General features: G+C 71.3%; 22 protein-coding genes. 11 read left to right on the top strand and 11 right to left on the bottom strand.

What is annotated here, in order from left to right; genetic code table 11:
- Positions 1-165 precede the first annotated feature (165 nt).
- Entirely contained in the window at positions 166-990 is an 825-nt protein-coding gene (locus tag ACZ46W_RS18145; protein WP_468338485.1) for a Fic family protein, read from the bottom strand.
- A gap of 113 nt (positions 991-1,103) precedes the next feature.
- Between ACZ46W_RS18145 and ACZ46W_RS18140 the strand changes: the two genes are divergently transcribed.
- A complete protein-coding gene (locus ACZ46W_RS18140) occupies positions 1,104-2,090 on the top strand; it encodes an ATP-binding protein (RefSeq protein ID WP_468338483.1) in 987 nt (328 codons plus the stop codon).
- On the opposite strand, the gene ACZ46W_RS18135 is transcribed toward ACZ46W_RS18140, so the two are convergent.
- Complete coding sequence (locus tag ACZ46W_RS18135; protein ID WP_468338480.1) at positions 2,078-3,511, bottom strand: polysaccharide deacetylase family protein; 1,434 nt, start codon at positions 3,509-3,511, stop codon at positions 2,078-2,080. The genes ACZ46W_RS18140 and ACZ46W_RS18135 overlap by 13 nt on opposite strands.
- A gap of 300 nt (positions 3,512-3,811) precedes the next feature.
- On the opposite strand from ACZ46W_RS18135, the gene ACZ46W_RS18130 reads away from it, so the two are divergent.
- From ACZ46W_RS18130 to ACZ46W_RS18105, 6 genes are all read left to right on the top strand, one after another.
- Positions 3,812-6,496 (top strand): bifunctional SulP family inorganic anion transporter/carbonic anhydrase, encoded by a 2,685-nt coding sequence (locus ACZ46W_RS18130; RefSeq protein WP_468338477.1) that lies wholly within the window; start codon positions 3,812-3,814, stop codon positions 6,494-6,496.
- 281 nt (positions 6,497-6,777) lie between these two features.
- Positions 6,778-8,733, top strand: a complete 1,956-nt coding sequence (gene acs, locus ACZ46W_RS18125) for an acetate--CoA ligase (RefSeq protein ID WP_468338474.1) — start codon at positions 6,778-6,780, stop codon at positions 8,731-8,733.
- Between the two features lie 206 nt (positions 8,734-8,939).
- Entirely contained in the window at positions 8,940-10,451 is a 1,512-nt protein-coding gene (gene nhaA, locus ACZ46W_RS18120; protein ID WP_468338471.1) for a Na+/H+ antiporter NhaA, read from the top strand.
- 39 nt (positions 10,452-10,490) lie between these two features.
- Positions 10,491-10,997: a phage holin family protein gene (locus tag ACZ46W_RS18115; RefSeq protein WP_468338468.1), complete on the top strand. Its 507-nt coding sequence runs from the start codon at positions 10,491-10,493 to the stop codon at positions 10,995-10,997.
- A complete protein-coding gene (locus ACZ46W_RS18110) occupies positions 10,994-11,926 on the top strand; it encodes an alpha/beta fold hydrolase (protein ID WP_468338465.1) in 933 nt (310 codons plus the stop codon). Before ACZ46W_RS18115 ends, ACZ46W_RS18110 begins: the two co-directional genes overlap by 4 nt.
- Before the next feature lie 187 nt (positions 11,927-12,113).
- Entirely contained in the window at positions 12,114-12,293 is a 180-nt protein-coding gene (locus ACZ46W_RS18105) for a hypothetical protein (protein WP_084898261.1), read from the top strand.
- Between the two features lie 244 nt (positions 12,294-12,537).
- Here the strand turns inward: ACZ46W_RS18105 and ACZ46W_RS18100 are convergent, their stop codons facing one another.
- The 3 genes from ACZ46W_RS18100 to nth all read right to left on the bottom strand — a co-directional run bounded on the left by ACZ46W_RS18100 (position 12,538) and on the right by nth (position 16,153).
- Positions 12,538-13,737 carry a MarP family serine protease gene (locus ACZ46W_RS18100; protein ID WP_468338460.1) on the bottom strand — a complete coding sequence of 400 codons (1,200 nt, stop codon included), beginning with the start codon at positions 13,735-13,737 and terminating at the stop codon, positions 12,538-12,540.
- A 75-nt stretch (positions 13,738-13,812) separates the two neighbouring features.
- On the bottom strand, positions 13,813-14,466 hold the full coding sequence (locus tag ACZ46W_RS18095) for an NUDIX hydrolase (protein WP_468338804.1): 654 nt from the start codon (positions 14,464-14,466) through the stop codon (positions 13,813-13,815).
- Between the two features lie 673 nt (positions 14,467-15,139).
- Positions 15,140-16,153: an endonuclease III gene (gene nth, locus ACZ46W_RS18090; RefSeq protein WP_468338457.1), complete on the bottom strand. Its 1,014-nt coding sequence runs from the start codon at positions 16,151-16,153 to the stop codon at positions 15,140-15,142.
- 228 nt (positions 16,154-16,381) lie between these two features.
- On the opposite strand from nth, the gene ACZ46W_RS18085 reads away from it, so the two are divergent.
- On the top strand, positions 16,382-17,056 hold the full coding sequence (locus ACZ46W_RS18085) for a Crp/Fnr family transcriptional regulator (RefSeq protein ID WP_014046869.1): 675 nt from the start codon (positions 16,382-16,384) through the stop codon (positions 17,054-17,056).
- 61 nt (positions 17,057-17,117) lie between these two features.
- Here ACZ46W_RS18085 and ACZ46W_RS18080 read toward each other — a convergent pair whose 3' ends face one another.
- From ACZ46W_RS18080 to ACZ46W_RS18060, 5 genes are all read right to left on the bottom strand, one after another.
- A complete protein-coding gene (locus tag ACZ46W_RS18080; RefSeq protein WP_468338454.1) occupies positions 17,118-18,002 on the bottom strand; it encodes a prohibitin family protein in 885 nt (294 codons plus the stop codon).
- A gap of 207 nt (positions 18,003-18,209) precedes the next feature.
- Positions 18,210-19,040, bottom strand: a complete 831-nt coding sequence (locus ACZ46W_RS18075; RefSeq protein ID WP_468338451.1) for an MBL fold metallo-hydrolase — start codon at positions 19,038-19,040, stop codon at positions 18,210-18,212.
- The gene (locus ACZ46W_RS18070; RefSeq protein WP_468338448.1) at positions 19,037-19,906 is read right to left on the bottom strand and encodes an NUDIX hydrolase; all 870 of its coding nucleotides are present in this window, start codon (positions 19,904-19,906) and stop codon (positions 19,037-19,039) included. Before ACZ46W_RS18070 ends, ACZ46W_RS18075 begins: the two co-directional genes overlap by 4 nt.
- Positions 19,907-20,009: 103 nt before the next feature.
- Positions 20,010-20,483: a RidA family protein gene (locus tag ACZ46W_RS18065; RefSeq protein ID WP_366128350.1), complete on the bottom strand. Its 474-nt coding sequence runs from the start codon at positions 20,481-20,483 to the stop codon at positions 20,010-20,012.
- Entirely contained in the window at positions 20,480-20,638 is a 159-nt protein-coding gene (locus tag ACZ46W_RS18060; protein ID WP_019992579.1) for a DUF4177 domain-containing protein, read from the bottom strand. The genes ACZ46W_RS18065 and ACZ46W_RS18060 overlap by 4 nt, the downstream gene beginning before the upstream one ends.
- Before the next feature lie 129 nt (positions 20,639-20,767).
- On the opposite strand from ACZ46W_RS18060, the gene bagA reads away from it, so the two are divergent.
- Positions 20,768-21,730: an ATPase BagA gene (gene bagA / locus ACZ46W_RS18055; RefSeq protein WP_468338443.1), complete on the top strand. Its 963-nt coding sequence runs from the start codon at positions 20,768-20,770 to the stop codon at positions 21,728-21,730.
- Positions 21,727-23,040, top strand: a complete 1,314-nt coding sequence (bagB, locus tag ACZ46W_RS18050) for an ATPase BagB (protein WP_468338440.1) — start codon at positions 21,727-21,729, stop codon at positions 23,038-23,040. The genes bagA and bagB overlap by 4 nt, the downstream gene beginning before the upstream one ends.
- Before the next feature lie 163 nt (positions 23,041-23,203).
- Here bagB and ACZ46W_RS18045 read toward each other — a convergent pair whose 3' ends face one another.
- Positions 23,204-23,548 carry a WhiB family transcriptional regulator gene (locus ACZ46W_RS18045; protein ID WP_058940833.1) on the bottom strand — a complete coding sequence of 115 codons (345 nt, stop codon included), beginning with the start codon at positions 23,546-23,548 and terminating at the stop codon, positions 23,204-23,206.
- A 540-nt stretch (positions 23,549-24,088) separates the two neighbouring features.
- On the opposite strand from ACZ46W_RS18045, the gene ACZ46W_RS18040 reads away from it, so the two are divergent.
- Entirely contained in the window at positions 24,089-26,338 is a 2,250-nt protein-coding gene (locus ACZ46W_RS18040) for a transglycosylase domain-containing protein (RefSeq protein ID WP_468338436.1), read from the top strand.
- Positions 26,339-26,396 lie beyond the last annotated feature (58 nt).

Below are 26,396 nucleotides of genomic sequence, written 5' to 3'. Positions count from 1 at the left end.
CCCCGCCTGATGGGCACATATCGAGGACGCATGGTAACTCGGCGGACGTGCCAGCGGCGGTACCGTTCAGCGGTACCGCCGCAACCCTGTCCGGGACTTCACCGCGATCCTGTCCGGGACCTTCCTCCGCGCCGCCGCGCTGTCCTTGCGCCGCGATGCCGCGCCCTACGCCGCGCCGCGCTGGAGCGCCTCGCAGACCGCCGTCGACTCACGGACGCCGAGCTCCACCGCCCGCCCGCAGTGCGCGATCCACTGCGCCATGCCCTCCGGCGTACCGGACAGGTACCCCTCGAACGCCGCGACATAGGCCGCGCGCCCCTGCTCGGCGTGACCGACCTCCGCCGGACAGATGGCCTTCGGGTCCAGCCCGCTGCCGATCAGCACGATCCGCTCGGCCGCCCGCGCGACCAGCCCGCTGTACGAGGTGAAAGGCCGCAGCGCCAGCAGCTCGCCGTGCACCACCGCGGCCGTCACCAGCGCCGGCGCCGAACCACCCGCGACGATCAGGTCCGCCAGCCCTTCCAGCCGGCCCGCGAGCTCATCGGCGTCCGGCAGCGGCGCGTCGATCAGCGGCTCGTCGACGGGCTCACCGTCCCGCCTCGGCCGCCCGACCGAGTCCGCGGCGCCCGCCTCGCCCGCCGCGACCAGGTGGAGCCGGGCCAGCACACGCATCGGCGACTGGCGCCAGATGGACAGGAGCTGTCCCGCCTCGGCGCTCAGCCGCAGCGCGGCACCGACCGTCCGCGCCTCCTCGTCACCGCCGAAGTCGGTACGGCGGCGCACCTCTTCCAGCGCCCAGTCCGCACCGGACAGGGCCGCCGAGGCGCGCGCGCCGCGCAGCGCCGCCTCCGAGGTCACCTCATTGCTGCGGCGCCGCATCACGCGGTGCCCGTAGACCCGGTCGACGGCCTTGCGAACGGAGTCCACGACATCGGGCACACCGGGCAGCGTCCCCAGCGCGACCAGCGGGTCAGCGGGATTCGTACTCATAAGTAGCGAGGCTACGCGCCCGGCACCGGCGGCCCCACCTTGGAGTGGCGTTCCTCATACGTACCGGCGACTTCCCGCAATGGCTCCGCTACGCGCCGCTACGCTATCTGAACATGAAGATCGCTTTCGTAGGGAAGGGCGGCAGCGGCAAGACCACGCTGTCCTCGCTCTTCATCCGCCACCTCGTCGCCAATGAGGCCCCCGTCCTCGCGGTGGACGCCGACATCAACCAGCACCTCGGGGCCGCCCTGGGCCTCGACGAGGCAGCGGCGGCCGCGCTGCCGGCGATGGGCGCGCACCTGCCCCTGATCAAGGAGTACCTGCGCGGCACCAATCCGCGGATCCCGTCCGCCGAAACGATGATCAAGACGACACCGCCGGGTGAGGGATCGCGACTGCTGCGGGTCTGCGAGGCGAACCCCGTCTACGAGGCGTGCGCCCGCCCGGTCCTCCTGGACGACGGCGAGATCAGGCTGATGGCGACCGGGCCGTTCACCGAGTCCGACCTGGGGGTGGCCTGCTACCACTCGAAGGTCGGCGCGGTGGAACTGTGCCTGAACCACCTGGTCGACGGGCCCGACGAGTACGTCGTCGTCGACATGACGGCCGGCTCGGACTCGTTCGCCTCCGGGATGTTCACCCGTTTCGACATGACGTTCCTGGTGGCCGAGCCGACCCGCAAGGGGGTGTCCGTCTACCGCCAGTACAAGGAGTACGCACGCGACTTCGGCGTCGCGCTCAGGGTCGTCGGCAACAAGGTGCAGGGCATGGAGGACGTCGACTTCCTCCGCGAGGAGATCGGCGACGACCTGCTGGTCACGGTCGGCCACTCGGACTGGGTCCGCTCGATGGAGAAGGGCCGCCCCACGCGCTTCGAGCTGCTGGAGGCCGAGAACCGGATGGCGCTCCAGTCCCTCCAGAACGCCGCGGACGACTCGTACCGGCACCGCGACTGGGAGCGCTACACCCGCCAGATGGTGCACTTCCACCTGAAGAACGCGGAGAGCTGGGGCAACGCGAAGACGGGCGCCGACCTGGCCGCGCAGGTCGACCCCGGCTTCGTACTCGGTGAAGGGATCGACGCCGTTCAGCCGGCCTGACGACGGGCGGCGGCGCCGGACGGACCGGTGGGCCGACCGGCGGGCGGACCGGCGGGCATGGCCGCGCCGGACGCCGGAGCAGCGGAAGGCTGGGCGGCGAGGAAGGCCGTCCAGCCGCCCTCCGGACTCTCCCCGACCTTCAGGGTGCGGAGCTTGGCCAGTACGGCGGGGTCCTGCGCGTCCAGCCAGTCGGCGAGCTGCCGGAACGACACGCACCGCACGTCGCTGCGGACGCAGACGTTCGCGATCGTCTCCTCGATGGCACGCATGTACGTGCCGCCGTTCCAGGACTCGAAATGGTTGCCGATGATCAGCGGGGCACGGTTGCCGTTGTACGCGCGGTCGAAGGCCTGGAGCATCCCGTCACGGAACTGGTCGCCCCAGAACTGGTGCATGGAAGGCGCGCCCTTGGCCGTCCCCGACTGATTGACCATGAAGTTGTAGTCCATGGACAGCGTCTCGAACGACCGCCCCGGCAAGGGGATCATCTGGAGCGAGAGGTCCCACAGGCCACGGTCCTTCCCGGGCCACACCTGGTTATTGATGCCGCTGGTGTCGTAGCGCCACCCGAGCTCGCTCGCGGCGCGGACGAAGTTGTCCCGGCCCTCCAGACAGGGGGTGCGGGCGCCGATCAGTTCGGTCTCGTAGTCGAACGGCAAGGGCTGTTCGGAGGTGAGGCCGGAGTTGGTCTTCCAGTTCTTGACGAAGGACTTGGCCTGGGAGATCTCACTCTTCCAGTCCTCGACCGACCAGGTGCCGACACCGCTCTCCGGGCCGCAGAAGTGGCCGTTGAAGTGCGTGCCGATCTCGTTGCCCTCCTGCCACGCGCCACGCAGCTCGCGCACGGTGTCACGGATTCCCTCGGTGTCGTTGAAGCCGATGTCGGAGCGGCCGGGGGCGTGACCGGGCGGGTCGTACAGCGTCGACTTCTCCTCCGGCAGCAGGTAGACGCCGCTGAGGAAGTACGTCATCGTCGCCCGGTACTTCCGGCCCACCTCGCGGAAGTGGGAGAACAGCTTCTGGCTGTCCTCGCCGGCGCCGTCCCAGGAGAAGACCACGAACTGCGGAGGCTTCTCGCCCGGCTTCAGGCGCTGCGGCTTGTGCAGTCCGGGCTGGGCACCGGTGTAGGCGGTCGAGCCGTCGCCGATGAGGCGGACCACGCTCTTGGGCGCCGCGGGCCGCTGGGGCCCGCCCGCGCCCCTGGTGTCGTCGTCCGAGCCGCCGCATCCGGCCACCCCGGCGACCAGTGCCGCGGTCACCCCGGCCGCCACCGCCGCCCCGGGCGCGCGCCCGGGGAACCGCCCGGTGCCGGTGCCGCGGGCGGCGAACGGGCGGGCGGCGGACGGCCGGGCGGCGGCGCTGCGGACCGTGTCGTCGTGGGCGGCGGTTCCGTGCGTGGCGTTCTTCTTCCTGGCGGCCATCTTCCGCCCACCCTTCTCGTGGTCCACGGAGGTCTCTGCTGCGAGCGCCGTCAACGTCGCACCACGAAAGTGGGTGTGAAGATACGACAAGCCGTACTAGAACGACTAATCACTGAATGGGATGAAACATTGCCCCATTTGCATCGAAAATAATGCCGGAGTCTTTACTCTGCATTACGATCTGTTTACAGAGAGTTGGCAAGCTCCCGCCGCTATACGCCGTGACCCACGGCCGCGACCCCACGTTCGTTCCGCCCGCACGTAACCGCGACCGCGCCGCCCCGGAGGAGACGGGAACCCATGACTGCCTGCATCCCGGCACGCACCAGCCCCACCCACAGTCACCGCACAGGCCGTACCGGCCGTACCAGCCGTCCTGGCCGCGCGTTCCTCGACGCCGCGAGACCACGCTTCAAGAGGCCGCACAGTCCGCCGCCGTCCGGAGGTTCTTCGGGAGGCGGCCGGCGGTTCCCCGTCGCGGGCGCCGACGTGTCGGCCTCCATCGCCGTGTTCCTCATCGCGCTGCCGCTCTCCCTCGGCATCGCGCTCGCCACCGGCGCCCCGCTTCAGGCCGGCTTGGTGGCCGCAGCCGTCGGCGGCATCGTCGCCGGCCGGCTCGGCGGCTCACCGCTCCAGGTCAGCGGGCCCGCCGCGGGACTCACCCTGGTCACCGCCGAGCTCATCCAGAAGTACGGCTGGCGCACCACCTGTGCCATCACCGTCATGGCGGGGCTCGCCCAACTCGCACTGTCCGCACTCCGGGTGGCCCGCTCGGCCCTCGTCGTTTCCCCGGCGATCGTCCACGGCATGGTGGCCGGAATCGGCGTCACCATCGCCCTCGCCCAGCTCCACGTCGTCCTCGGTGGTACGCCGCAGAGCTCCGCCGTGGACAACTTCCTGGGCCTGCCCGGGCAGTTGGCCGACCTGCACACGGCCGCCGTGTCCGTGAGCGCCGTGACCGTCGTCGTCCTGCTGGCGTGGCCGCGGCTTCCCGGACGTTTCGGCCGCGCCCTGCGGACGGTGCCGGCCGCGCTCGCCGCCGTGGCCGCCGCGACCGTACTGGCCGTCGTCGCCGGGATCGGCGTACCCCGCGTGGACCTGCCCTCCTGGAGCAGCCACGCGCTGCCCGGGCTGCCGGAGGGACCCGTCCTCGGTATCGCCACCGGCGTCCTGACGATCACGCTCGTCACCAGCGTCCAGTCCCTGCTGTCGGCCGTCGCCGTGGACAAGCTGGCGGCCGCCCGCAAGAACGTCACGGTGCACGTACCGCGCTCCAACCTCGACCGGGAGCTGGCGGGACAGGGCGCCGCGAACATCGTCTCCGGGGCGCTCGGCGGACTGCCGGTCGCCGGGGTCGCCGTACGCAGCGTGGCCAATGTGTCGGCGGGTGCCGTGAGCCGGCACTCCACGATGCTGCACGGCCTGTGGGTGGTGCTGGCCGCCCTCGTCCTCGTACCCGTACTGGATCTGATCCCGCTGCCCGCGCTGGCCGCGCTCGTCATGGTCATCGGCATCCAGATGGTCAGCATCACCCACATCCGCAGCGTCACCCGCCACCGCGAAGTGGTCGTGTACGCCGTGACGGTGTCCGGGGTCGTCCTGATCGGAATCCTGGAGGGCGTGGCGCTGGGCATCGTCGTGGCCAGCGGTGTCGCCATGCACCGGCTGACCAGGACACGGATCACCAGGGAGACCGAGGAGGGCGTCGAACACATCCGCATCCGAGGGCAGTTGACGTTCCTCGCCGTGCCCAGGCTGAGCCGGGCACTGCACCAGATCCCGCAGGGGGCGGACGCCGTCGTCGAGTTGGACGGTTCGTTCATGGACCATGCGGCGTACGAGACCCTCCAGGACTGGCAGATGTCCCATTTGGCCCGGGGTGGGCAGGTCAAGATGACCGGCCGCACCGGCGTGCGGATCGCCGAGCCGGGCGCGGGCGCCCACGCCTGCTGCCGCCCGTGGACACCCTGGCGCAACCACCACTGCGGCGAACATCCCGAGGCCGAGCCCCAGCAGCACCACCTGAAGGGGCACCAGCTCGCCAGCGGGCTCAGCTCCTTCCAGCGCAATACGGCACCACTGGTGCGCGAGGAGCTGGCGAGGCTCGCGCGGGAGGGCCAGCGGCCGTCGCAGCTCTTCCTGACGTGCGCCGACTCCCGGCTGGTCACGAGCATGATCACGGCCAGCGGTCCGGGCGACCTGTTCACCGTGCGCAACGTCGGCAATCTGGTGCCGCTGCCGGGCGCGGAGAGCGGGGACGACTCGGTGGCGGCCGCGATCGAGTACGCGGTGGACGTGCTGCGTGTGCAGTCCATCACCGTGTGCGGGCACTCGGACTGCGGGGCGATGCAGACCCTGCTGAGCAGCGACCCGGACGCGCCCGAGACGTCGCTGCGGCGCTGGCTGCGGCACGGGCTGCCGAGCCTGGAGCGGATGAAGAGCGCGCACCGCACCTGGGCCCGGCTCTCCGGAGGCCCGTCCGGCGACTGCACGGGCAGGTTGCCGGCCGACGCGGCCGAGCAGTTGTGCCTGGCCAATGTGGTCCAGCAACTGGAGCACCTGAAGGCCCACGATGCCGTGGCGCGGCGCCTCGCGGAGGGCACGCTGGAACTGCACGGCATGTACTTCCACGTGGGTGAGGCGCAGGCGTACCTGCTGACCGACCCGAAGCCGGGCCCGGACCCGGCCCCAAACCCGGACCCGGACCCGGACACGCGTGCGAGTACGAGTACGAGTGGCGACGGGGAAGGCGCCGTCTTCGAGTGGGTGGCCCCGACCGGCAGGGCCTGGACGAGCACGGCTCCGCCCACCACCTCGCCCGCCTCCGCGCCGGCGTCCTGCGCCGCGTCCTCCCCCGACACCTCCGCGGGTGCCTCCGCCGACGCCGACTCCCACGGCTCCTCCCACGCCTCCTCCCACGGCTCCTCCCACCCCGCCACCCGTCCGCCCTCCCGGCCGTCGTCCAGGGAGGGGGCACCCGCCTGACCGCCGCGCCGGCCGGTACGCCTCCGCCAGTGAGCCTTCGGCGGCGAGCCACCGGTGGTGAACCTTCGGTGGTGAACCTTCGGCGGGTCCCGTCCGTGGGAGTGAGCGGTGGCCCCTTCTCCCCACCGCCCGAGGAGGAGGGGCCACTTGACCACCGGTCCCGTCGCCCCGTTCACCCGAAGAGGTCTAAACCAATAGGCCGGATGCTCTTGTCACCCGGGGCATCGGGCTGATGAGCTATGGGCTGGGACACATCGGACGCCCTGGGAATGGGAGATGTCGTGAGCAACGAGAGCCTGGCCAACCTCCTGAAGGAGGAGCGGCGCTTCGCACCGCCCGCCGAGCTGGCTGCGAACGCCAATGTGACGGCGGACGCGTACGAGCGGGCCAAGGCGGACAGGCTCGGCTTCTGGGCCGAGCAGGCACGTCGGCTCAGTTGGGCCACCGAGCCGACCGAGACCCTCGACTGGTCGAACCCGCCCTTCGCGAAATGGTTCGCCGACGGCAAGCTCAACGTGGCGTACAACTGCGTCGACCGGCACGTCGAGGCCGGGCACGGCGACCGGGTCGCCATCCACTTCGAGGGCGAGCCGGGTGACGGACGGGCCATCACGTACGCCGAGCTCAAGGACGAGGTCTCCAAGGCGGCCAACGCGCTGACCGAACTGGGCGTCCGTAAGGGTGACCGGGTCGCGGTGTACATGCCGATGATCCCCGAGGCCGCCGTCGCGATGCTGGCCTGTGCCCGTATCGGCGCCGCGCACTCGGTCGTCTTCGGCGGCTTCTCGGCCGACGCCGTCGCCTCCCGCATCCAGGACGCCGACGCCAAGCTCGTCATCACGGCGGACGGCGGCTACCGGCGCGGCAAGCCGTCCGCGCTGAAGCCGGCCATCGACGAGGCCGTCTCCAGGTGCCCGCAGGTCGAGCACGTCCTGGTGGTGCGCCGCACCGGCCAGGACACGGCGTTCACCGAGGGTCGGGACGTGTGGTGGGACGACATCGTCGACCGTCAGTCCACCGAGCACACCCCCGAGGCGTTCGACGCGGAGCACCCGCTCTTCATCCTCTACACGTCCGGCACGACGGGTAAGCCCAAGGGCATCCTGCACACCTCCGGCGGCTACCTCACCCAGGCGGCGTACACGCACCACGCCGTCTTCGACCTCAAGCCGGAGTCGGACGTCTACTGGTGCACCGCCGACATCGGCTGGGTGACCGGCCACTCGTACATCGTGTACGGGCCGCTGGCCAACGGCGCGACGCAGGTGATGTACGAGGGCACGCCCGACACCCCGCACCAGGGCCGGTTCTGGGAGATCGTGCAGAAGTACGGCGTGACCATCCTCTACACCGCGCCCACCGCCATCCGTACGTTCATGAAGTGGGGCGACGACATCCCCGCGAAGTTCGACCTGTCGTCGCTGCGCGTCCTGGGGTCGGTCGGCGAGCCGATCAACCCCGAGGCGTGGATCTGGTACCGGGACAACATCGGCGGCGGCAAGGCCCCGATCGTGGACACCTGGTGGCAGACCGAGACCGGCGCGATGATGATCTCGCCGCTGCCGGGCGTCACGGAGACCAAGCCGGGTTCGGCGCAGCGGCCCCTGCCGGGCATCTCCGCCACGGTCGTCGACGACGAGGCGAACGAGGTCCCCAACGGCGGAGGCGGCTACCTGGTGCTCACCGAGCCGTGGCCGTCGATGCTGCGCACCATCTGGGGCGACGACCAGCGGTTCATCGACACCTACTGGTCGCGCTTCGAGGGCAAGTACTTCGCGGGTGACGGGGCCAAGAAGGACGACGACGGCGACATCTGGCTGCTCGGGCGCGTGGACGACGTCATGCTGGTGTCCGGCCACAACATCTCCACCACCGAGGTCGAGTCCGCGCTGGTCTCCCACCCCAAGGTCGCCGAGGCCGCGGTCGTGGGCGCGGCCGACGAGACGACCGGTCAGGCCATCGTGGCGTTCGTGATCCTGCGCGGCACGGCGAGCGAGGACGACACCCTCGTCGCCGACCTGCGCAACCACGTGGGCGCCACGCTCGGCCCGATCGCCAAGCCGAAGCGGATCCTGCCGGTGGCCGAGCTGCCCAAGACCCGCTCCGGCAAGATCATGCGCCGCCTGCTGCGCGATGTCGCCGAGAACCGCCAGCTCGGTGACGTCACCACGCTCACGGACTCGTCCGTCATGGACCTGATCCAGTCCAAGCTGCCGTCCGCCGCCAGCGAGGACTGACGGGCCTCGATCACACCGAGAGGGCATCCGGCGACGACGCGCCGGATGCCCTCTTCGCGCATAAGGTGACATTCGCCGGATATGCCCTTGCGCACGCCGGGTAGGGTGTAAGGACCGCGTCAACAACATGAGCTTCAGGGTGCGCCGGGAAGTCTGGTCGGCATGTGTTTCGCCATGCCCGCCGAACCGACCGGAGGTCCACCGCCGTGACAGCTCCCCGCCCCAGCACCCCGCGTACGTTCCTCGCCCGGCTGCCGCTTCCCGAGCGGACGTACATCGCGGACGCGTTGCGCGCGGAGACCGTCGGCGGTGTCCTGCTCCTCTTCGCCGCCATCGCCGCCCTCGTCTGGGCGAACACCCCGATCAGCGGCAGCTACGAATCCGTTCGCGACTTCCACATAGGCCCGGCCGCCCTCGGGCTGGACCTGTCCCTCCAGCACTGGGCGGCCGACGGACTGCTCGCCGTGTTCTTCTTCGTCGCGGGGATCGAGCTCAAGCGCGAGCTCGTCGCCGGCGAGTTGCGCGACCCGAAGGCGGCCGCACTCCCCGTGATCGCCGCGCTCTGCGGCATGATCGCCCCCGCCCTCGTATACGTGCTGGTCAACGTCACCGGGGGCGGTTCCCTGGACGGCTGGGCGGTCCCGACCGCCACCGACATCGCCTTCGCGCTCGCCGTGCTCGCCGTCATCGGCACCTCACTGCCGTCCGCGCTCCGCGCCTTCCTCCTCACCCTGGCCGTCGTCGACGACCTGTTCGCGATCCTGATCATCGCGATCTTCTTCACCAGCGACCTGAACTTCGCGGCGCTCGGCGGCGCCGCCGCCGGTCTCGTCGTCTTCTGGGTGCTGCTGCGCACGGGCGTGCGCGGCTGGTACGTGTACGTGCCGCTCGCCCTGGTCATCTGGGGCCTGATGTACAACAGCGGCGTCCACGCCACCATCGCCGGCGTCGCCATGGGCCTGATGCTGCGCTGCACCCGCCGTGACGGCGAGGACCACTCCCCCGGCGAGCACATCGAGCACCTGGTGCGACCGCTGTCGGCCGGTTTCGCGGTGCCGCTGTTCGCGCTGTTCTCGGCGGGCGTGTCCGTCTCCGGCGGCGCGCTGGCGGATGTCTTCACCGAGCCCGTGACCCTTGGCGTGGTGCTCGGCCTGGTGGTCGGCAAGGCGGTCGGCATATTCGGCGGTACGTGGCTGGCGGCCCGCTTCACAAGGGCGGAGCTCAACCAGGACCTGACCTGGGCGGACCTCTTCGCCGTCGCCACGCTCGCGGGCATCGGCTTCACCGTCTCGCTGCTCATCGGCGAGCTGGCCTTCGCCGGGGACGAGGCGCTGACGGACGAGGTCAAGGCGGCCGTCCTGATGGGCTCGCTCATCGCCGCCGTACTCGCCGCGATCCTGCTGAAGCTGCGGGTACGGAAGTACCAGGCGCTGCTCGCCGAGGAGGAGCGCGACGAGGACATGGACGGCATACCGGACGTGTACGAGCTGCACGACCCGGCGTACCACCTGCGGATGGCGGCGATCCACGAGAAGAAGGCCGCCGAGCACCGGCGCCTGGCCGAGGCGGCGGCCGCCGCCGGCGAGACGGCCGACGCGGGCACGACAGCCGGTACGGGTAAGACGGCCGGTACGGGCGCGACAGCCGACGCGGGCACGACGGCCGGTACGGGGGAAGTGGCGGGGGCATCGCGCGCAGACGGCGACCGTCCGGCATGATCTGAGGTCGGACCGTAGGAGAGAAGAGGGAGCGAGACGATGAGCTACCCCGCCGAGAATGGTGGACCCGGCGCCGAGCGCAGCCTCGGTCAGTTGGTCGCCTCGGCGACCGCCGAGATGTCCGCGCTGGTGCACGACGAGATCGCGCTGGCCAAGGCCGAACTGCGACAGGACGTCAAGCGCGGCGTGATGGGCGGTGCGGCCATCAGCGTCGCGGGCGTCTTCGCGCTCTTCTCGCTTCCCGTGCTGAGCTTCGCCGCCGCGTACGGCATCCACAACCTGGGGCTCGGGCTCGCCTGGTCCTTCCTCATCGTGGGCGGCGCGTACCTGCTGCTGGCGGGGCTGCTGGCGCTGGTCGCGGTGTCCAAGTTCAAGAAGGTCAAGCCGCCGGAGCGGTCCATCGCCTCGGCCAAGCAGACGGCCGCCGTGCTCGGCAACGCCAAGCCGCACCCGCGTGAGGTGTCCGTCGCCGGTTCGTCCCGTCCGGTTCGTCCCGCCCTTCAGGGCAAGGACGAGGCCGGGGTTGTGGCACGCTCGTCTGCATGACCGTCCCTGAGAGCAGCACCGGCAGTCCCGTACGGATCGATGGTCCCTGGACACATCGCGACGTGGCCGCCAATGGGGCACGCTTCCACATCGCCGAGATGGGCGACGGCCCGCTGGTGTTGCTGCTGCACGGCTTCCCGCAGTTCTGGTGGACGTGGCGGCACCAGCTCCCCGCGCTCGCCGATGCCGGTTTCCGGGCGGTCGCGATGGATTTGCGGGGCGTGGGCGGCAGCGACCGTACGCCGCGCGGTTACGACCCGGCGAACCTGGCGCTCGACATCACGGGTGTGGTGCGCTCGCTCGGCGAGCCGGACGCGGCGCTGGTCGGCCACGACCTGGGCGGGTACCTGGCGTGGACGGCGGCGGTGATGCGGCCGAAGCTGGTGCGCCGACTGGCCGTCTCGTCGATGCCGCACCCCCGGCGGTGGCGTTCGGCGATGCTGTCCGACTTCTCGCAGTCGCGCGCCGGCTCGTACGTCTGGGGCTTCCAGCGGCCCTGGCTGCCGGAGCGTCAGCTCGTCGCCGATGACGGGGCGTTGGTGGGCAGGCTGATCCGCGACTGGTCGGGGCCGGGACAGCAGTTGGGCGAGGACGTGATCGACGTGTACCGGCGGGCGATGACGATCCCGTCGACGGCGCACTGCTCGATCGAGCCGTACCGGTGGATGGTGCGGTCGCTGGCCCGCCCGGACGGAATCCAGTTCAACCGCCGCATGAAGCGGCCCGTACGGGTCCCGACGCTGCATCTGCACGGCTCCCTCGACCCGGCGATGCGCACGCGCAGCGCGGCGGGTTCGGGCGAGTACGTGGAAGCCCCGTACAGGTGGCGGCTGTTCGACGGGCTGGGTCACTTCCCCCATGAGGAGGACCCGGTGGCGTTCTCGACGGAGCTCATCAACTGGCTGAAGGACCCCGAGCCGGACCGGTAGTCACCTGGCCGGCTGCTTGGCCGTCACCTGGTCGCCGCGTGGTTGCTGCTTGGCTGTCGCGCTTTGGATGGTCGTACGGTTGCACGACGAACTGGTTGTGCGACGAACGGCCAATTGCCTGGCGCATAGGCCAATTGGCGGGCCCCGGGGCGGTTACCGACCTTGGGGCCCGGGCAGACGTCGGGGTATGGGCTGGACGCACGACTACGCTGACGCAGCACGCAACCGCCGCTCGGCCTCTGCGCCGATCCCCCCGAGGAGCGGCCCGCCGGCCGGCCAGGGGCCGGACCCCCGCCTCGGGATCTCCCGCATCCTCCGCCGCCGGGCCCGCTGGGTCTCCGCCCGCCTGCGGCATACGCGCGGCTAGCGCCGGAGCGTACGCGGGGCGCGTGCGCCCGGCCGCGGCGTTTCCGCGCGGAGGCATCCGGAGCATGGGCGCGGTCGACGCCTGAGGCGTACGGGTGACTCCCCTCCGGGCCTGGACGCCGGCCGTGCGCGGGCGCCCGTCCCCCACTCCCCGAGGGCGCGAGTGCACGCGCCTCGGGGTACCGCGCACGCGCCTCGGGGATCGGGGCGCGGGGTTTGGGGTTCGGGGTGCCGGGTGGCGCCGGTCAGAGGGCGCAGCCCTGGCTGTCGACCTGCTGGTTGGCCGTCCGGCCGAGCTCGATGTCCTGGCGGATCTCGTCCGCCGTCAGGGCGTACCCGGTGTTCGGGTCGTCCAGGGACCTCGCGAAGATCACCCCGAACACCCTGCCGTCCGCCGTGAGCAGGGGGCCGCCGGAGTTGCCCTGGCGCACGGTCGCGAACAGCGAGTACACATCGCGGCGGACCTCGCCGCGTTGGTAGATGTCCGGGCCGTTGGCGTTGATCCGGCCGCGTACGCGGGCCGAGCGGACGTCGTACGCGCCGTTCTCCGGGAAGCCCGCGACGATCGCGTTGTCGCCGCTGCGCGCGTCCGCGTCCGTGAACTTCAGCGGCTTGGCCTCCAGGTCCGGCACGTCCAGGACCGCGATGTCGCGCTGCCAGTCGTACAGGACGACCTTGGCGTCGTACCGCCTGCCCTCGCCCCCTATCTGGACGGTCGGCTCGTCGACTCCGCCGACGACGTGCGCGTTGGTCATGACGCGGCGTTCGGCGAAGACGAAGCCGGTGCCTTCGAGGACCTTGCCGCAGCTCGGCGCCGTACCGACGACCTTGACGATGGAGCTCTTGGCGCGGGCGGCCACCGGGCTGCCCGCGAGCGCGGGGTCGGGGGCGCGGACCTCGGTGATCGGCTCGTTGGCGAACGGGCTGAAGACCTGCGGGAAGCCGTTCTGCGCCAGTACGGAGGTGAAGTCGGTGAACCAGGTGGAGGCCTGCGCGGGCATCACCTCGGAGACGCCGAGCAGCACCTTGGAGTTGCGGACCTCCTTGCCGATCGTGGGCAGGGACGTACGGGCCAGGGCGGAACCGATCAGCCACGCGACCAGCAGCATCGCCACCACGTTGACGAGGGCGCCGCCGGTGGCGTCCAGCGCCCGGGCGGGCGACCAGGTGATGTGGCGGCGCAGCTTGTTGCCCAGGTGGGTGGTGAAGGCCTGGCCCACCGAGGCGCAGACGATCACGATGACGACGGCGATGATCGCGGCGGTCGTCGACACCTTGGCGTTGTCGGTCAGCGGCCCCCAGGCGAGCGGGAGCAGGTACACCGCGACGAGACCGCCGCCGAGGAAGCCGATCACCGACAGGATGCCGACCACGAAGCCTTGGCGGTACCCGACGATCGCGAACCACACGGCGGCGACCAGCAGCAGAATGTCCAGCACGTTCACCGTCATTAGCCTCGCAGATTCGTCTCCGGTCGCCCCAGTCGCCCCGTCCGGCCGCGGAGCACAGCGATCAGCCTGTCATGAGCGCCAGTCGAGCGGGACCTGCTTCTCCCGGTCCCAGGGGCGCTCCCACCCGGCGAAATGGAGGATCCGGTCGATCACTCCGGCCGTGAAACCCCAGACCAGAGCCGATTCGACCAGAAATGCCGGACCGTGGTGACCGCTGGGGTGGACGGCCGTGGCGCGGTTGGCGGGGTCCGTGAGATCCGCCACGGGCACGGTGAAGACCCTGGCGGTCTCCGCCGGATCGACGGCCCGGAACGGACTCGGGGACCGCCACCAGCCGAGGACGGGCGTCACGACGAAGCCACTGACGGGGATGTAGAGCCGGGGCAGCACGCCGAAGACCTGTACGCCGGCGGGATCCAGGCCCGTCTCCTCCTCCGCCTCGCGCAGCGCGGCCCGCAGCAGCCCGTCGCCCTCCGGGTCGCCGTCCTCGGGGTCGAGGGCGCCACCGGGGAAGGACGGCTGCCCGGCGTGCGAGCGGAGGCTGCCGGCGCGCTCCATGAGCAGCAGCTCGGGGCCGCGGTCGCCCTCACCGAAGAGGATCAGCACGGCGGACTGGCGGCCGCCGCGCTCGGGCGGCAGGAAGCGGCTGAGCTGCTCGGGCTCGACGGTACGCGCCGCCCGCGCCACCGGCTCCAGCCACTCCGGCAACCCCTCTTCGCTCACGACGACGGGCGGGTGGTGGGGGGTGGGGCTGGGGGTGCCGGTGGGGCGGTTGGTGGCGGGGGCGGTGGCCTTGGCGGTGCGCGCGGTGGCCTTGGTGGTGCTGGTGGCACCCGCGGTGCGCCTGGAGAGGGCGCTGTGGGCGGCGGGACCGGCGGGACCGTCGAGGGGCGCGCTCCGGGCCGCCTGGGCTTCCTGGGCCGTACGGCCGTCCGGCCCCGGGCGGGCAGCGGGCGTAGCACCGGCCTGGCGGGAGGCGGCCTGATGGGAGGCGGCCTGATGGGCGGAGCCGGGGCGGGCGTGGCCGACGGGGGCGGCTGGGGCGGCGGCTTCCGGGTGGGCGGTGGCCGGGGCGGAAGCCTCCCGGCGGGCGGCCGTGTCCGGGGCGGCGGCCTCCCGGCCCGCGGCGGCGGGATCGGTGCGCTGTGGTGCCTGGGCGCCGGGGGCGAGCGCTTCCGGGGGCGTGTCGGCCCGGGCGGGGTGGGCGGCCGGGGGCGGGGTCGGGGCTCGGCGGGGGGCGCGGGGGGCCGTGGGCTCGATCCCCGAGGGCGGCGGGGTCGGGCGGGGACCGGCCGGCGGTGCCGGGCGGTCGGTCCCGCGGTCGTACGTGTGTTCCTCAGCGCGCGTCATAGGCACCCCCGGCTTCACAACGCGTTCCACCCACTGGTTCGTTCCGTCACTCGTCACCGGTGCCCAGGGGCGCCGCCGGGCGGCCCGGGTAGTCCGGGGGCGGCGCCAGGCGCTGGCCCGGGTACCCACCCATCTCGTACTTGAGGAGCTTCTTCGCCTTCTCCGGGTCCGTCTCCCCCTCCCCGTACGCCGGGCACAGCGGGGCGATCGGGCAGGCGCCGCAGGCCGGCTTGCGGGAGTGGCAGATGCGCCGGCCGTGGAACACCACCCGGTGCGAGAGCATCGTCCACTCCGACTTGGGGAAGATCGCGCAGATCTCCGCCTCGACCTTCTCCGGGTCCTCCTGCTCGGTCCACTTCCACCGCCGGACCAGCCGTCCGAAGTGGGTGTCCACGGTGATGCCCGGGACGCCGAAGGCATTGCCCAGGACCACGTTCGCCGTCTTGCGGCCCACGCCCGGCAGCCGGACCAGGTCCTCCAGACGGCCGGGCACCTGGCCTCCGAAGTCGTCCCGCAGAGCGGCGGACAGGCCCAGCAGGGACTTGGCCTTGGCCCGGAAGAAGCCGGTCGGCCGGATGATCTCCTCCAGCTCCTCCGGAACTGCCGCCGCCATGTCCTCGGGCGTCGGGTACTTCGCGAACAGCGCCGGGGTGGTCTGGTTGACCCGGAGGTCGGTCGTCTGCGCCGACAGGACGGTCGCGACGAGCAGCTCGAAGGGGTTGCGGAAGTCGAGCTCGGGATGGGCGTACGGATAGACCTCGGCGAGCTCGCGGTTGATCTTGCGGGCGCGGCGCACCATCCCCAGGTGCGATTCCGGCTTCCACGCCCTCGGGGCCTTCGGCTCCTTCGACGCCGAGGGCGCCTTCGCGGCCTTCGCGGCCTTCGCGGCCTTCGCGGAGCTCGTGGTCTTCGACGCCGAGGACGACTTCGCCGCGTTCTTCGACGGTTTGACGACCTTGGCGGCACTCTTGGCCACCTTCGTCGTTTTGTCCGCTTTCGCGGCTTTCCTGGCCGTGGCCGACACGTGTTCGCCCACAGCGGAATTCTGTTCCCCGGACACTCTCCCGGCCCCCTCGGCCTGCGCTCTCACCGGCGAATTGGACACCCGGCCAGCCTAAGCGCCACCGCTGACATCCGCCCCGGCCATGGTCGATCACGACCCAATCGGGCCCCTGCCGTACGGACACGCGTGCCAGTGCGTCAAACTTGTTGTGATTGATCGCACTGTTTTACCGTCCGGCATCATGGGACCCAACGTCCCTGAGCAGGTCGACATAGGAGAGAACTCGTGGACGACGTTCTGCGGCGCGCCCCGCTCTTCGCGGCGCTCGATGACGAGCAGGCCGCGGAGCTCCGCGCCTCGATGAGTGAAGTGACGCTCGCCCGCGGCGACGCGCTCTTCCACGAGGGCGACCCGGGCGACCGGCTCTACGTGGTCACCGAGGGCAAGGTGAAGCTCCACCGCACGTCCCCCGACGGGCGCGAGAACATGCTCGCCGTCCTCGGCCCCGGCGAGCTGATCGGCGAACTGTCCCTCTTCGACCCCGGCCCCCGCACGGCCACCGCGACCGCCCTGACCGAGGTCAAGCTCCTCGGCCTCGGCCACGGCGACCTCCAGCCCTGGCTGAACGCCCGCCCCGAGGTCGCCACGGCCCTGCTGCGCGCCGTCGCCCGCCGCCTGCGCAAGACCAACGACCAGATGTCCGACCTGGTCTTCTCCGACGTGCCGGGCCGTGTCGCCCGCGCGCTCCTGGACCTGTCGCGCCGCTTCGGCGTGCAGTCCGAGGAGGGCATCCACGTCGTGCACGACCTCACCCAGGAGGAGCTGGCCCAGCTCGTCGGCGCCTCCCGCGAGACGGTCAACAAGGCCCTCGCCGACTTCGCGGGCCGCGGCTGGCTGCGCCTGGAGGCGCGTGCCGTGATCCTGCTGGACGTCGAGCGGCTCGCCAAGCGCTCGCGCTAGTACGCCAGGCAGATGTGAATGGGCCGCCCCGGGGTCACCGGGGCGGCCCATTGTCGTCACGTCAGTTCTTGGTGCCGTCCACGATGAGCGGGTTGCCGCTGCCGCCGCCGCAGGGCACGGCGTACACCGGGTTCTTCGCGGCCGCCTCCTTGTAGGCGTCGATGCACTGGTTCAGCAGGACCTTGTCGCTCAGCGAGTTGTTGAGGATCTTGTTGGCCGCCGCGATGCCCTCCGCCTCGATCCGGCGCCGTTCGGCCTCCGCCTTCGCGGTACGCGCGGCCTCGGTCGCCCGCTCGGTGGCCTGCTGCTGCTGGATCTTGCGGTCGATCTGGTTCTGGAGCTGGTCCGACGGCTTCACGTTGCGCAGGTTCACCGTCGTCACGTCGATGCCGCGCGGGGCCAGCCGCTCCTTGATCAGGTCGCCGATCTCGGTGTTGATCTGCTCGCGGGCGGAGGCGTAGCCCTCCTCGCTGGTGTGGCGGGCGAAGACGTTACGGATGATCTCCCGGCTGTCCGGGAAGACCAGCCGCTGCTGGATCGCCTCCTCGCTGCCGGCCAGCTTGTACAGCTCGACCGCCTTGGCCGGGGTGACGGCCCACTTCACCGTCACCTCCGCGTACATCACGCCGCCCTGCGACGAGCGGACCTCGACGACGTCCTTGTCGGAGAGGTTCAGGTCGACCGGGCGCGTGGAGAAGGTGGTGACGTTGGTGAACGGCGAGGTGACGTTCATGCCGGACGTCATGGGCGCGCCGACCTTGCCGAAGGTCACGGGGACGCCGACCTCGTACGCGCTGATCACGTGGAGGCAGCTCGACAGGGCGGCGAACAGGCCGGCGATCAGCGCACCGGCCGAGCCGAGCTTGAGGCCCCGGCGGTCGCTGCCGCGCGCGACGAAGAACAGCACCGCGGCGGCGATGAGCAACAGGATGGACAGGACGAACACGGAAGATCCCCCCAGGGACGGAGCAGAGAAGTAAGCGGAGCGTAAAGCATGGGCCTACGCCCGTCCGGCCCCGCCCAGCCCCCATCCGCCCCGCCCCGCCTCCATCCGCCCCGCCCGGCCCCAGCCGCGCCAACATCCACCCCGCCCGACTCGCGCCCGGCCACCCGGCCCCACGGCCGCCCGGCCCCACGGCCACCCGGCCCCCGCTCAGATCAGGCCGTGCTCCGACAGGTACTCGAGCTGCGCCCGCACGGACAGCTCGGCCGCCGGCCACAGGGACCTGTCCACGTCCGCGTACACGTGCGCGACGACGTCCGCCGCCGTCCGGTGGCCGTTCTCGACGGCCGTCTCCACCTGGGCGAGCCGGGTGGCCCGGTGGGCCAGGTAGTACTCGACCGCACCCTGGGCGTCCTCCAGGACCGGGCCGTGACCCGGCAGCACCGTGTGCACGCCGTCGTCGACCGTCAGCGAGCGCAGCCGCCGCAGCGAGTCCAGGTAGTCGCCGAGCCGCCCGTCGGGGTGCGCCACCATCGTCGTACCGCGCCCGAGGATCGTGTCGCCCGTGAGCACCGCCCGGTCGGCCGGCAGGTGGAAGCTGAGCGAGTCGGCGGTGTGCCCCGGCGTCGGTACGACGCGCAGCTCCAGGCCCCCGACCTCGACCGCCTTGCCCGCCGTCAGCCCCTCGTCACCGAGCCGCAGCGCCGGGTCCAGGGCGCGCACGGGCGACCCGGTCAGTTCGGCGAACCGCCCCGCGCCCTCGGCGTGGTCGGGGTGGCCGTGCGTGAGGAGGGTCAGCGCGACGCGCTTGCCGAGCCGTTCGGCCGTGTCGATCACCCGCCGCAGATGGGTGTCGTCCAGCGGACCGGGGTCGACCACGACGGCGAGCGGGGAGTCCGGCTCGGAGAGGATCCAGGTGTTCGTGCCGTCGAGGGTCATCGCGGACGGGTTGGGCGCGAGGACGTTGACGGCACGTTCGGTCGCGGGGCCGGAGACCACGGCTCCGCGCGGCTGCCCGGGGAGCGCGGCGGCGTCGGTCATGTCGCCTCCCCCGCCGTGCCCCCCGTACCGATACGTTTCGTGAACTCGTCGTGGCCCGGCCAGCTCAGCACCACCTGGTCGCCCTCCAGACGCGCCTGGGCCAGTACGGGGGTGAGGTCCTGTTCCCTGGCCGCCTCCAGCGCCTCGGCGGGCGTCCCGTACCGCTCCAGGGCCCTCAGCGTGGCGATCGTGGGCGGCATCATCAGCAGCTCGCCCCGGTCGTAGCCCGCCGCCGCGTCCGCCGGGCGGATCCAGACCGTCCGGTCCGCCTCCGTGGAGGCGTTGGAGGCCCGCTGCCCGGCCGGGAGGGCGGCCACGAAGAACCAGGTGTCGTAGCGGCGCGGCTCGAACTCGGGCGTGATCCACCGCGCCCAGGCGCCCAGCAGGTCGGAGCGGAGCACCAGGCCCCGCCGCTCCAGGAAGTCGGCGAACGCCAGCTCACGGGCGACCAGCGCCGCCCGGTCGGCCTCCCAGTCGTCGCCCCGCGTGTCGGCGACGACCGAGTCGGCGGTCGGCCCGGCGAGCAGAACGCCGGACTCCTCGTACGTCTCACGCACCGCCGCGCACACGATGGCCTGCGCCTCGGCCGGCTCCGCGACCCCGAGCCGGGCCGCCCACGCGGCCGGCGACGGGCCGGCCCACCGCACCGGGTGCTCGTCGCGCGGGTCGACGCCGCCACCCGGATAGGCGTACGCGCCGCCCGCGAAGGCCATGGAGGTGCGCCGCCGCAGCATGTGCACCTCCACGCCCTCCCGCAGGAGCAGCACGGTCGCGGCCCGCTTCGGCGTCACGGCCGTGAGCGTGCCGCCGGCGAGCGCGCGGATGCGGTCGGGCCACTCCGGTGGGTACCACTGACCATTGGGCATGGCCGGATGCTATGCGCATCCGCCGAGATGTTCGAGAGGAAAGGTGGATACGGCAACGGTCCCGCACCCACCCGGGGCACGGGACCGTGGAGCAGTGGGGCGCTCAGTCCTCCGGGACCAGCTCCACCTGGATCTCGACCTCGACCGGCGCGTCCAGCGGCAGCACGGCGACGCCCACGGCGCTGCGCGCGTGCACGCCCTTGTCGCCCAGCACCTCGCCCAGCAGCTCACTGGCGCCGTTGAGGACGGCGGGCTGCCCGGTGAAGTCCGCCGCCGAGGCGACGAACCCGACGACCTTCACGACCCGGGCGATCCGGTCCAGGTCCCCGGCGACCGACTTCACGGCGGCCAGCGCGTTGAGCGCGCAGATCCGCGCGAGCTTCTTGGCCTCCTCCGGGGTGACCTCGCCGCCCACCTTGCCGGTGACCGGAAGCTTGCCGTCCACCATCGGGAGCTGGCCCGCCGTGTACACGTACACGCCCGACCTGACCGCCGGCTGGTACGACGCCAGCGGCGGCACCACGTCCGGCAGGGTCAGCCCGAGTTCGGCGAGCGTCGCCTCCACGCGGCCGGTCACGGCTTCTCCCGCTTCAGGTAGGCCACGAGCTGCTCGGGGTTGTTGGGCCCGGGGACGACCTGGACGAGCTCCCAGCCGTCCTCGCCCCAGGTGTCCAGAATCTGCTTGGTCGCGTGCACGAGAAGGGGCACGGTCGCGTATTCCCACTTGGTCATGGAGCCGACTGTAGCCGCTGCCAAAGGCAGCCTCCCGCACAGGCGGGCACGAGGGGTGGCCCGGCCGTGACCCGCCCAATCCGACCCGGGGGCGACTGGCTCACGACCCGACTGGTTAGGCTCGAATACGTGAGCAGGCTCCAGGTCGTCAGCGGCAAGGGCGGTACCGGTAAGACGACGGTCGCCGCCGCCCTCGCGCTCGCCCTCGCGACCGAGGGCAAGCGGACTCTCCTCGTGGAGGTCGAAGGCAGGCAGGGCATCGCACAGCTCTTCGAGACGGAGGCCCTTCCGTACGAGGAACGGAAGATCGCCGTCGCCCCGGGCGGCGGCGAGGTGTACGCGCTGGCCATCGACGCCGAACGCGCGCTCCTCGACTACCTCCAGATGTTCTACAAGCTCGGCTCGGCGGGCCGCGCCCTCAAGAAGCTCGGCGCCATCGACTTCGCGACCACCATCGCGCCGGGTGTACGGGACGTCCTGCTGACCGGCAAGGCGTGCGAGGCGGTACGCCGGCGGGAGAAACAGGGGGGCTTCGTGTACGACCACGTCGTCATGGACGCCCCTCCCACCGGCCGCATCACCCGCTTCCTCAACGTCAACGACGAGGTCGCGGGCCTGGCGAAGATCGGCCCGATACACAATCAGGCCCAGGCGGTGATGCGGGTCCTGAAGTCCCCCGAGACGGCCGTCCACCTGGTGACCCTGCTGGAGGAGATGCCGGTCCAGGAGACCGCCGACGGCATCGCCGAACTGCGCGAGGCCGACCTCCCGGTGGGGGGCGTCGTCGTGAACATGGTCCGCCCGCACATTCTGGACGAGGACGCGGTACGGGCGGCGGGGGGCGACCACCGCAAGGGCATCGCCGCGGCGCTCGCCGCCGCGGGCATCAGCGGTTCCGCCCGGCTGGTCGGCCCGCTCCTGGACCAGGCCGCCGAGCACGCCCAGCGGGTGGAGCTGGAGCGGGAGCAGCGCGAGGCGCTGGCGAAGCTTCAGGTCCCGACGTACGAACTGCCCTTCCTCGGGGAAGGGGCGGACATCGCCGGTCTCTACCGGCTGGCCAAGGAACTGAGGAAGCTCGGGGTGGGCGCATGACTCTCGACGGACCTCCCGGCCTGGAGGTCGATCCGCTGCTCGACGACCCGGCGACCCGCATCATCGTGTGCTGCGGGGCGGGCGGGGTCGGCAAGACGACGACGGCGGCCGCCCTGGGCGTACGCGCGGCGGAGCGCGGCCGCAAGGTGGTCGTCCTGACCATCGACCCGGCCCGCAGGCTCGCCCAGTCCATGGGCATCGACCAACTGGACAACACACCCCGCCGGGTGGACGGCATCAGGGGCGGCGGCGAACTGCACGCCATGATGCTCGACATGAAGCGCACCTTCGACGAGATCGTCGAGGCGCACGCCGACCCCGCGCGGGCGTCGGCCATTCTGGGCAACCCCTTCTACCAGTCCCTGTCGGCCGGCTTCGCGGGCACGCAGGAGTACATGGCGATGGAGAAGCTCGGGCAGTTGCGGGCGCGCGACGAGTGGGACCTGATCGTGGTCGACACCCCGCCGTCCCGGTCCGCCCTGGACTTCCTGGACGCCCCGAAGCGGCTGGGGTCGTTCCTGGACGGGAAGTTCATCAAGCTGCTGATGACACCGGCCAAGGTGGGCGGCCGGGCGGGGATGAAATTCCTGAACGTCGGCATGTCGATGATGACGGGCACCCTGGGCAAGCTGCTGGGGGGTCAGCTACTGCGGGACGTACAGACCTTCGTGGCGGCGATGGACACCATGTTCGGCGGCTTCCGTACGCGGGCGGACGCCACCTACCGGCTCCTCCAGGCGCCGGGCACGGCCTTCCTGGTGGTGGCCGCGCCGGAGCGGGACGCGCTGCGGGAGGCGGCGTACTTCGTGGAGCGGCTGGCGGCGGAGCGGATGCCGCTGGCCGGGCTGGTGCTCAACCGGGTGCACGGGAGCGGGGCGGTCCGGTTGTCCGCCGAGCGGGCGCTGGCCGCCGCGGAAAATCTGGAAGATCTTGAAGATGTCCGCATTGTGGATCAGGAGGCCGGGAAGACTGGTGTTCGTGGGCCCGAGGCCATCTCTCCCGAGGCCACCTCTCCCGAGCCCGAGGCCCCTGACACCACAGCAGCAGCACGCTCCGGCGCCGCCACCGCTCCTGGCGGTGCCGTCGCGACCGCCACGCCGCCCGCCGTCGCGGAACTGACCGCGGGTCTTCTGCGCCTGCACGCCGAACGGATGCAGGTGCTCGCGCGGGAGCAGCGCACGCGTGACCGGTTCACCGCGCTCCACCCCGAGGTGGCGGTGACCGAAGTACCCGCGCTCCCCGGCGACGTACACGACCTGGCGGGTCTCCGCGCCATCGGCGACCGCCTCGCGGCAGGGCAGCCCGGCTGACCTGACCGACCATCGCGGCGGCGTCGCTGCCGTCGCGCCCGTGTTCCGCGTTCCGTCCGCGTCGCTCGACCGCTGCCCGGTGCCGGTCGGGGCCCGGTCAGGTGGTCCGGTCGGGGGCCCGGTGGGGGGTCCCGGTCAGGCGGTCCCGTCTGGGCGGCTCGCCCTACCCCACTGCCGCGTACGTCTCGTACGTCTCGTCGTCGTCCAGCGCGACGGGCAGGATGCCCGCGCTCCGCTCGTACTCCGTACGCGCGGTCTCCAGCAGCCGGCGCCAGGAGGTGACGGTCGGCCGCCGCCGCAGCAGTGCGCGGCGCTCACGTTCCGTCATACCGCCCCACACGCCGAACTCGACGCGGTTGTCCAGCGCGTCGGCCAGGCACTCGGTCCGCACCGGACACCCGGTGCACACCGCCTTGGCCCTGTTCTGCGCCGCTCCTTGTACGAACAGTTCATCCGGATCGGTAGTGCGGCAGGCGGCCTGCGCACTCCAGTCAGCTACCCAGCCCATACCGGCGCCGTCCTCTCCCGAATCGAGGCTCCCCCACGGCGGCAGCGGCATATTCACCGCCACCAGTTGAGGACGTTACGGAAGGTGGGCACAGCGCAACACCCCCTTCGGGCCCAATCTTGAATGGTCCGAACGGACTATGCGTACGCGGCAGATCACCCAGGGGAGTGAGCGATAGACATGCGTAATAAATAGCGCGAGGCAGGGCACTTCAGGCGGCCCGCAAAGGGCACGTGCTGATGCATGGGGCGGAAACGGACATGGTCCGGCGCGGCTCGGGAACGCAGGGGGGTCATGCCGGGGGCGCAACGGGTGTGACAGTTGTGACCAGCTTAGGCCAAGGCCCGTACGCCTGTCCGGAAAACGCCGAGGGAGGTCGCGGCAGCCGCCCGCGAACCGCCCGCGGACCACCCACAGCCCACTCGAACGCCACCACCCGCACCAGCCGACGTCACAACCAGTGTCACAACCTCGTACTCGAACATCCCGTAAGGCACCCGCTCCCTCGGAACGCCACCACCGACGGATTAGGCTGCATCCATGCCAAAGAAGCGCTCGGGCGGTGGTCTGACCGGGACCCAGCAGGCCGCCAAGTTCGTCGGTGTCAGCGTGCTCGCCGGAGCCGTGATGGCGGGCATCGCCCTGCCCGCCGCGGGAGCGCTGGGGCTCGCGGCGAAGGGCACGGTCCAGGGGTTCGACGAGATCCCGGCCAACCTCAAGCGACCGCCGCTGAGCCAGCGCACCACGATCCTGGACTCGCAGGGCGGCCAGATCGCCACGGTCTACTCCCGTGACCGCACGGTCGTGGATCTCAAGGACATCTCCCCGTACATGCAGAAGGCGATCGTCGCCATCGAGGACTCGCGCTTCTACGAGCACGGGGCCATCGACCTCAAGGGCGTCCTGCGCGCGCTCAACCGCAACGCCCAGTCGGGCGGGGTCGCCCAGGGCGCCTCGACGCTGACCCAGCAGTACGTGAAGAACGTCTTCGTGGAGGAGGCCGGCGACGACCCCGACAAGGTCGCCCAGGCCACCCAGCAGACCCTCGGCCGCAAGATCCAGGAGCTGAAGTACGCGATCCAGGTCGAGGAGGAGCTCGGGAAGAAGAAGATCCTCGAGAACTACCTCAACATCACCTTCTTCGGGCAGCAGGCGTACGGCATCGAGGCCGCCTCCCAGCGGTACTTCTCCAAGCCCGCCAAGAACCTGAGCCTGGAGGAGGCGGCGATGCTGGCCGGCATCGTCCAGTCGCCGAGCCGCTACGACCCGGTCAACGACGTGCAGGAGGCCACCAAGCGCCGCAATGTCGTCCTGTCGCGCATGGCGGCCGTCGGTGACATCAGCGAGGCGGAGGCGGAGCGCGCGAAGGCCACGCCCATCAAGCTGAAGGTCAGCAAGCCCAAGAACGGCTGCATCACCGCCGTCGACGGCGCCGGCTTCTTCTGCGACTACGTACGCGAGGTCTTCCTCTCCGACCCGGTCTTCGGGAAGGACCGCGAGGAGCGCAACAAGATCTGGAACCGCGGCGGCCTGACGATCAGGACCACGCTCGACCCGCAGGCGCAGAAGTCGGCGCAGGAGTCGATCAAGAACCACGTCTACCAGACCGACAAGGTCGCGACGGCGGTGACGATGGTTCAGCCCGGCACCGGCAAGATCGTGGCGATGGCGCAGTCCCGGCCGTACGGCTTCGGGAAGAACGAGACCCAGATCAACTACTCGGTCAACAAGAGCATGGGCGGCTCGAACTACGGCTTCCCGACCGGCTCCACGTTCAAGCCTTTCGTGGCGGCCGCCGCCATAGAGCAGGGCAAGCCGCCGACGCAGGTGTACCCGTCGCCGTTCGAGATGCCCTACCCGGAGTCCGTTTCCACGTGCAGCGGGAAGCCCTGGCGCAACCAGGGGGACACCGTGGAGAACGAGAACGAGTCCGAGGTCGGCCCGTACGCGCTGAAGGACGCCATGGCCAAGTCGGTCAACACCTACTTCGTCCAGATGCTCGGCGAGATCGGCATGTGCCCGGTCGTGGAGCTGACGAACAAGCTGAACGTGGTGATGGGCAACGACGAGAAGCTGCCCGAGCGGCCTTCCAGCCTCACTCTCGGCTCCAACGGCATCTCGCCGCTGAACATGGCGAACGCATACGCGGCCTTCGCCAACCGCGGCACGTACTGCACCCCGACCGCCATCGAGTCCATCAAGACGGCGGACGGCAAGAGCCTGGCGGTCCCGAAGACGGCCTGCACCAAGGCGATGTCAGAGCGGACGGCCGACACCATCAACTCCCTGCTGAGCGGTGTGATCGACTCCGGTACGGGTGAGAAGGCGGGCCTGACGAGCCGCGACAACGCGGGCAAGACGGGTACGACGGACGCCCGCAAGAACGCCTGGTTCGTCGGCTACACCCCGAACCTGTCGGGCGCCGTGTGGGTGGGCAGCCCCAGCCAGGACGTCGAGATGTTCTCCATCAGGATCGGTGGCCGGTACCACGGCGCGGTCTTCGGCGGTGAGGTACCGGGCCCGATCTGGCGGGACGCCATGACCGGCGCGTTGGACGGCCGCGAGGCGCCCCGCTTCGTCGACGTCCACATCCCCGACGCCCCGAAGGACGGGAAGGGCAAGGGCAAGCCCAAGCCCGGCGGCGACAACAAGCCGGGCGGCGGGGGCGGTGACGACGACAAGCCGGGTGACGGCGGTGGCGACGACCCCTGGGGCGACATCACCTTCCCGCCGGACATGATCGGCGGCGGCAACCAGCGCGGCCAGGGCAACGGCGGCGGCTGGCGCTGATACGGGTCGGGGGCGCCCCACCGGGAATCCGGTGGGGCGCCCCCTTTTGCCGTACCGC

The organism is Streptomyces sp. NPDC031064 (genome assembly GCF_055570965.1).
The sequence above is the reverse complement of the archived record's forward strand: the minus strand, read 5'-3'. Positions and strand labels throughout refer to the sequence as shown.

Coding starts and splice junctions, on each gene's coding strand:
- ACZ46W_RS18145 (WP_468338485.1), bottom strand. CDS start 990: ATGAGTACGAATCCCGCTGACCCGCTGGTCGCGCTGGGGACGCTGCCC.
- ACZ46W_RS18140 (WP_468338483.1), top strand. CDS start 1,104: ATGAAGATCGCTTTCGTAGGGAAGGGCGGCAGCGGCAAGACCACGCTG.
- ACZ46W_RS18135 (WP_468338480.1), bottom strand. CDS start 3,511: ATGGCCGCCAGGAAGAAGAACGCCACGCACGGAACCGCCGCCCACGAC.
- ACZ46W_RS18130 (WP_468338477.1), top strand. CDS start 3,812: ATGACTGCCTGCATCCCGGCACGCACCAGCCCCACCCACAGTCACCGC.
- ACZ46W_RS18115 (WP_468338468.1), top strand. CDS start 10,491: ATGAGCTACCCCGCCGAGAATGGTGGACCCGGCGCCGAGCGCAGCCTC.
- ACZ46W_RS18110 (WP_468338465.1), top strand. CDS start 10,994: ATGACCGTCCCTGAGAGCAGCACCGGCAGTCCCGTACGGATCGATGGT.
- ACZ46W_RS18105 (WP_084898261.1), top strand. CDS start 12,114: ATGGGCTGGACGCACGACTACGCTGACGCAGCACGCAACCGCCGCTCG.
- ACZ46W_RS18075 (WP_468338451.1), bottom strand. CDS start 19,040: ATGACCGACGCCGCCGCGCTCCCCGGGCAGCCGCGCGGAGCCGTGGTC.
- ACZ46W_RS18070 (WP_468338448.1), bottom strand. CDS start 19,906: ATGCCCAATGGTCAGTGGTACCCACCGGAGTGGCCCGACCGCATCCGC.
- ACZ46W_RS18060 (WP_019992579.1), bottom strand. CDS start 20,638: ATGACCAAGTGGGAATACGCGACCGTGCCCCTTCTCGTGCACGCGACC.
- bagB (WP_468338440.1), top strand. CDS start 21,727: ATGACTCTCGACGGACCTCCCGGCCTGGAGGTCGATCCGCTGCTCGAC.
- ACZ46W_RS18045 (WP_058940833.1), bottom strand. CDS start 23,548: ATGGGCTGGGTAGCTGACTGGAGTGCGCAGGCCGCCTGCCGCACTACC.
- ACZ46W_RS18040 (WP_468338436.1), top strand. CDS start 24,089: ATGCCAAAGAAGCGCTCGGGCGGTGGTCTGACCGGGACCCAGCAGGCC.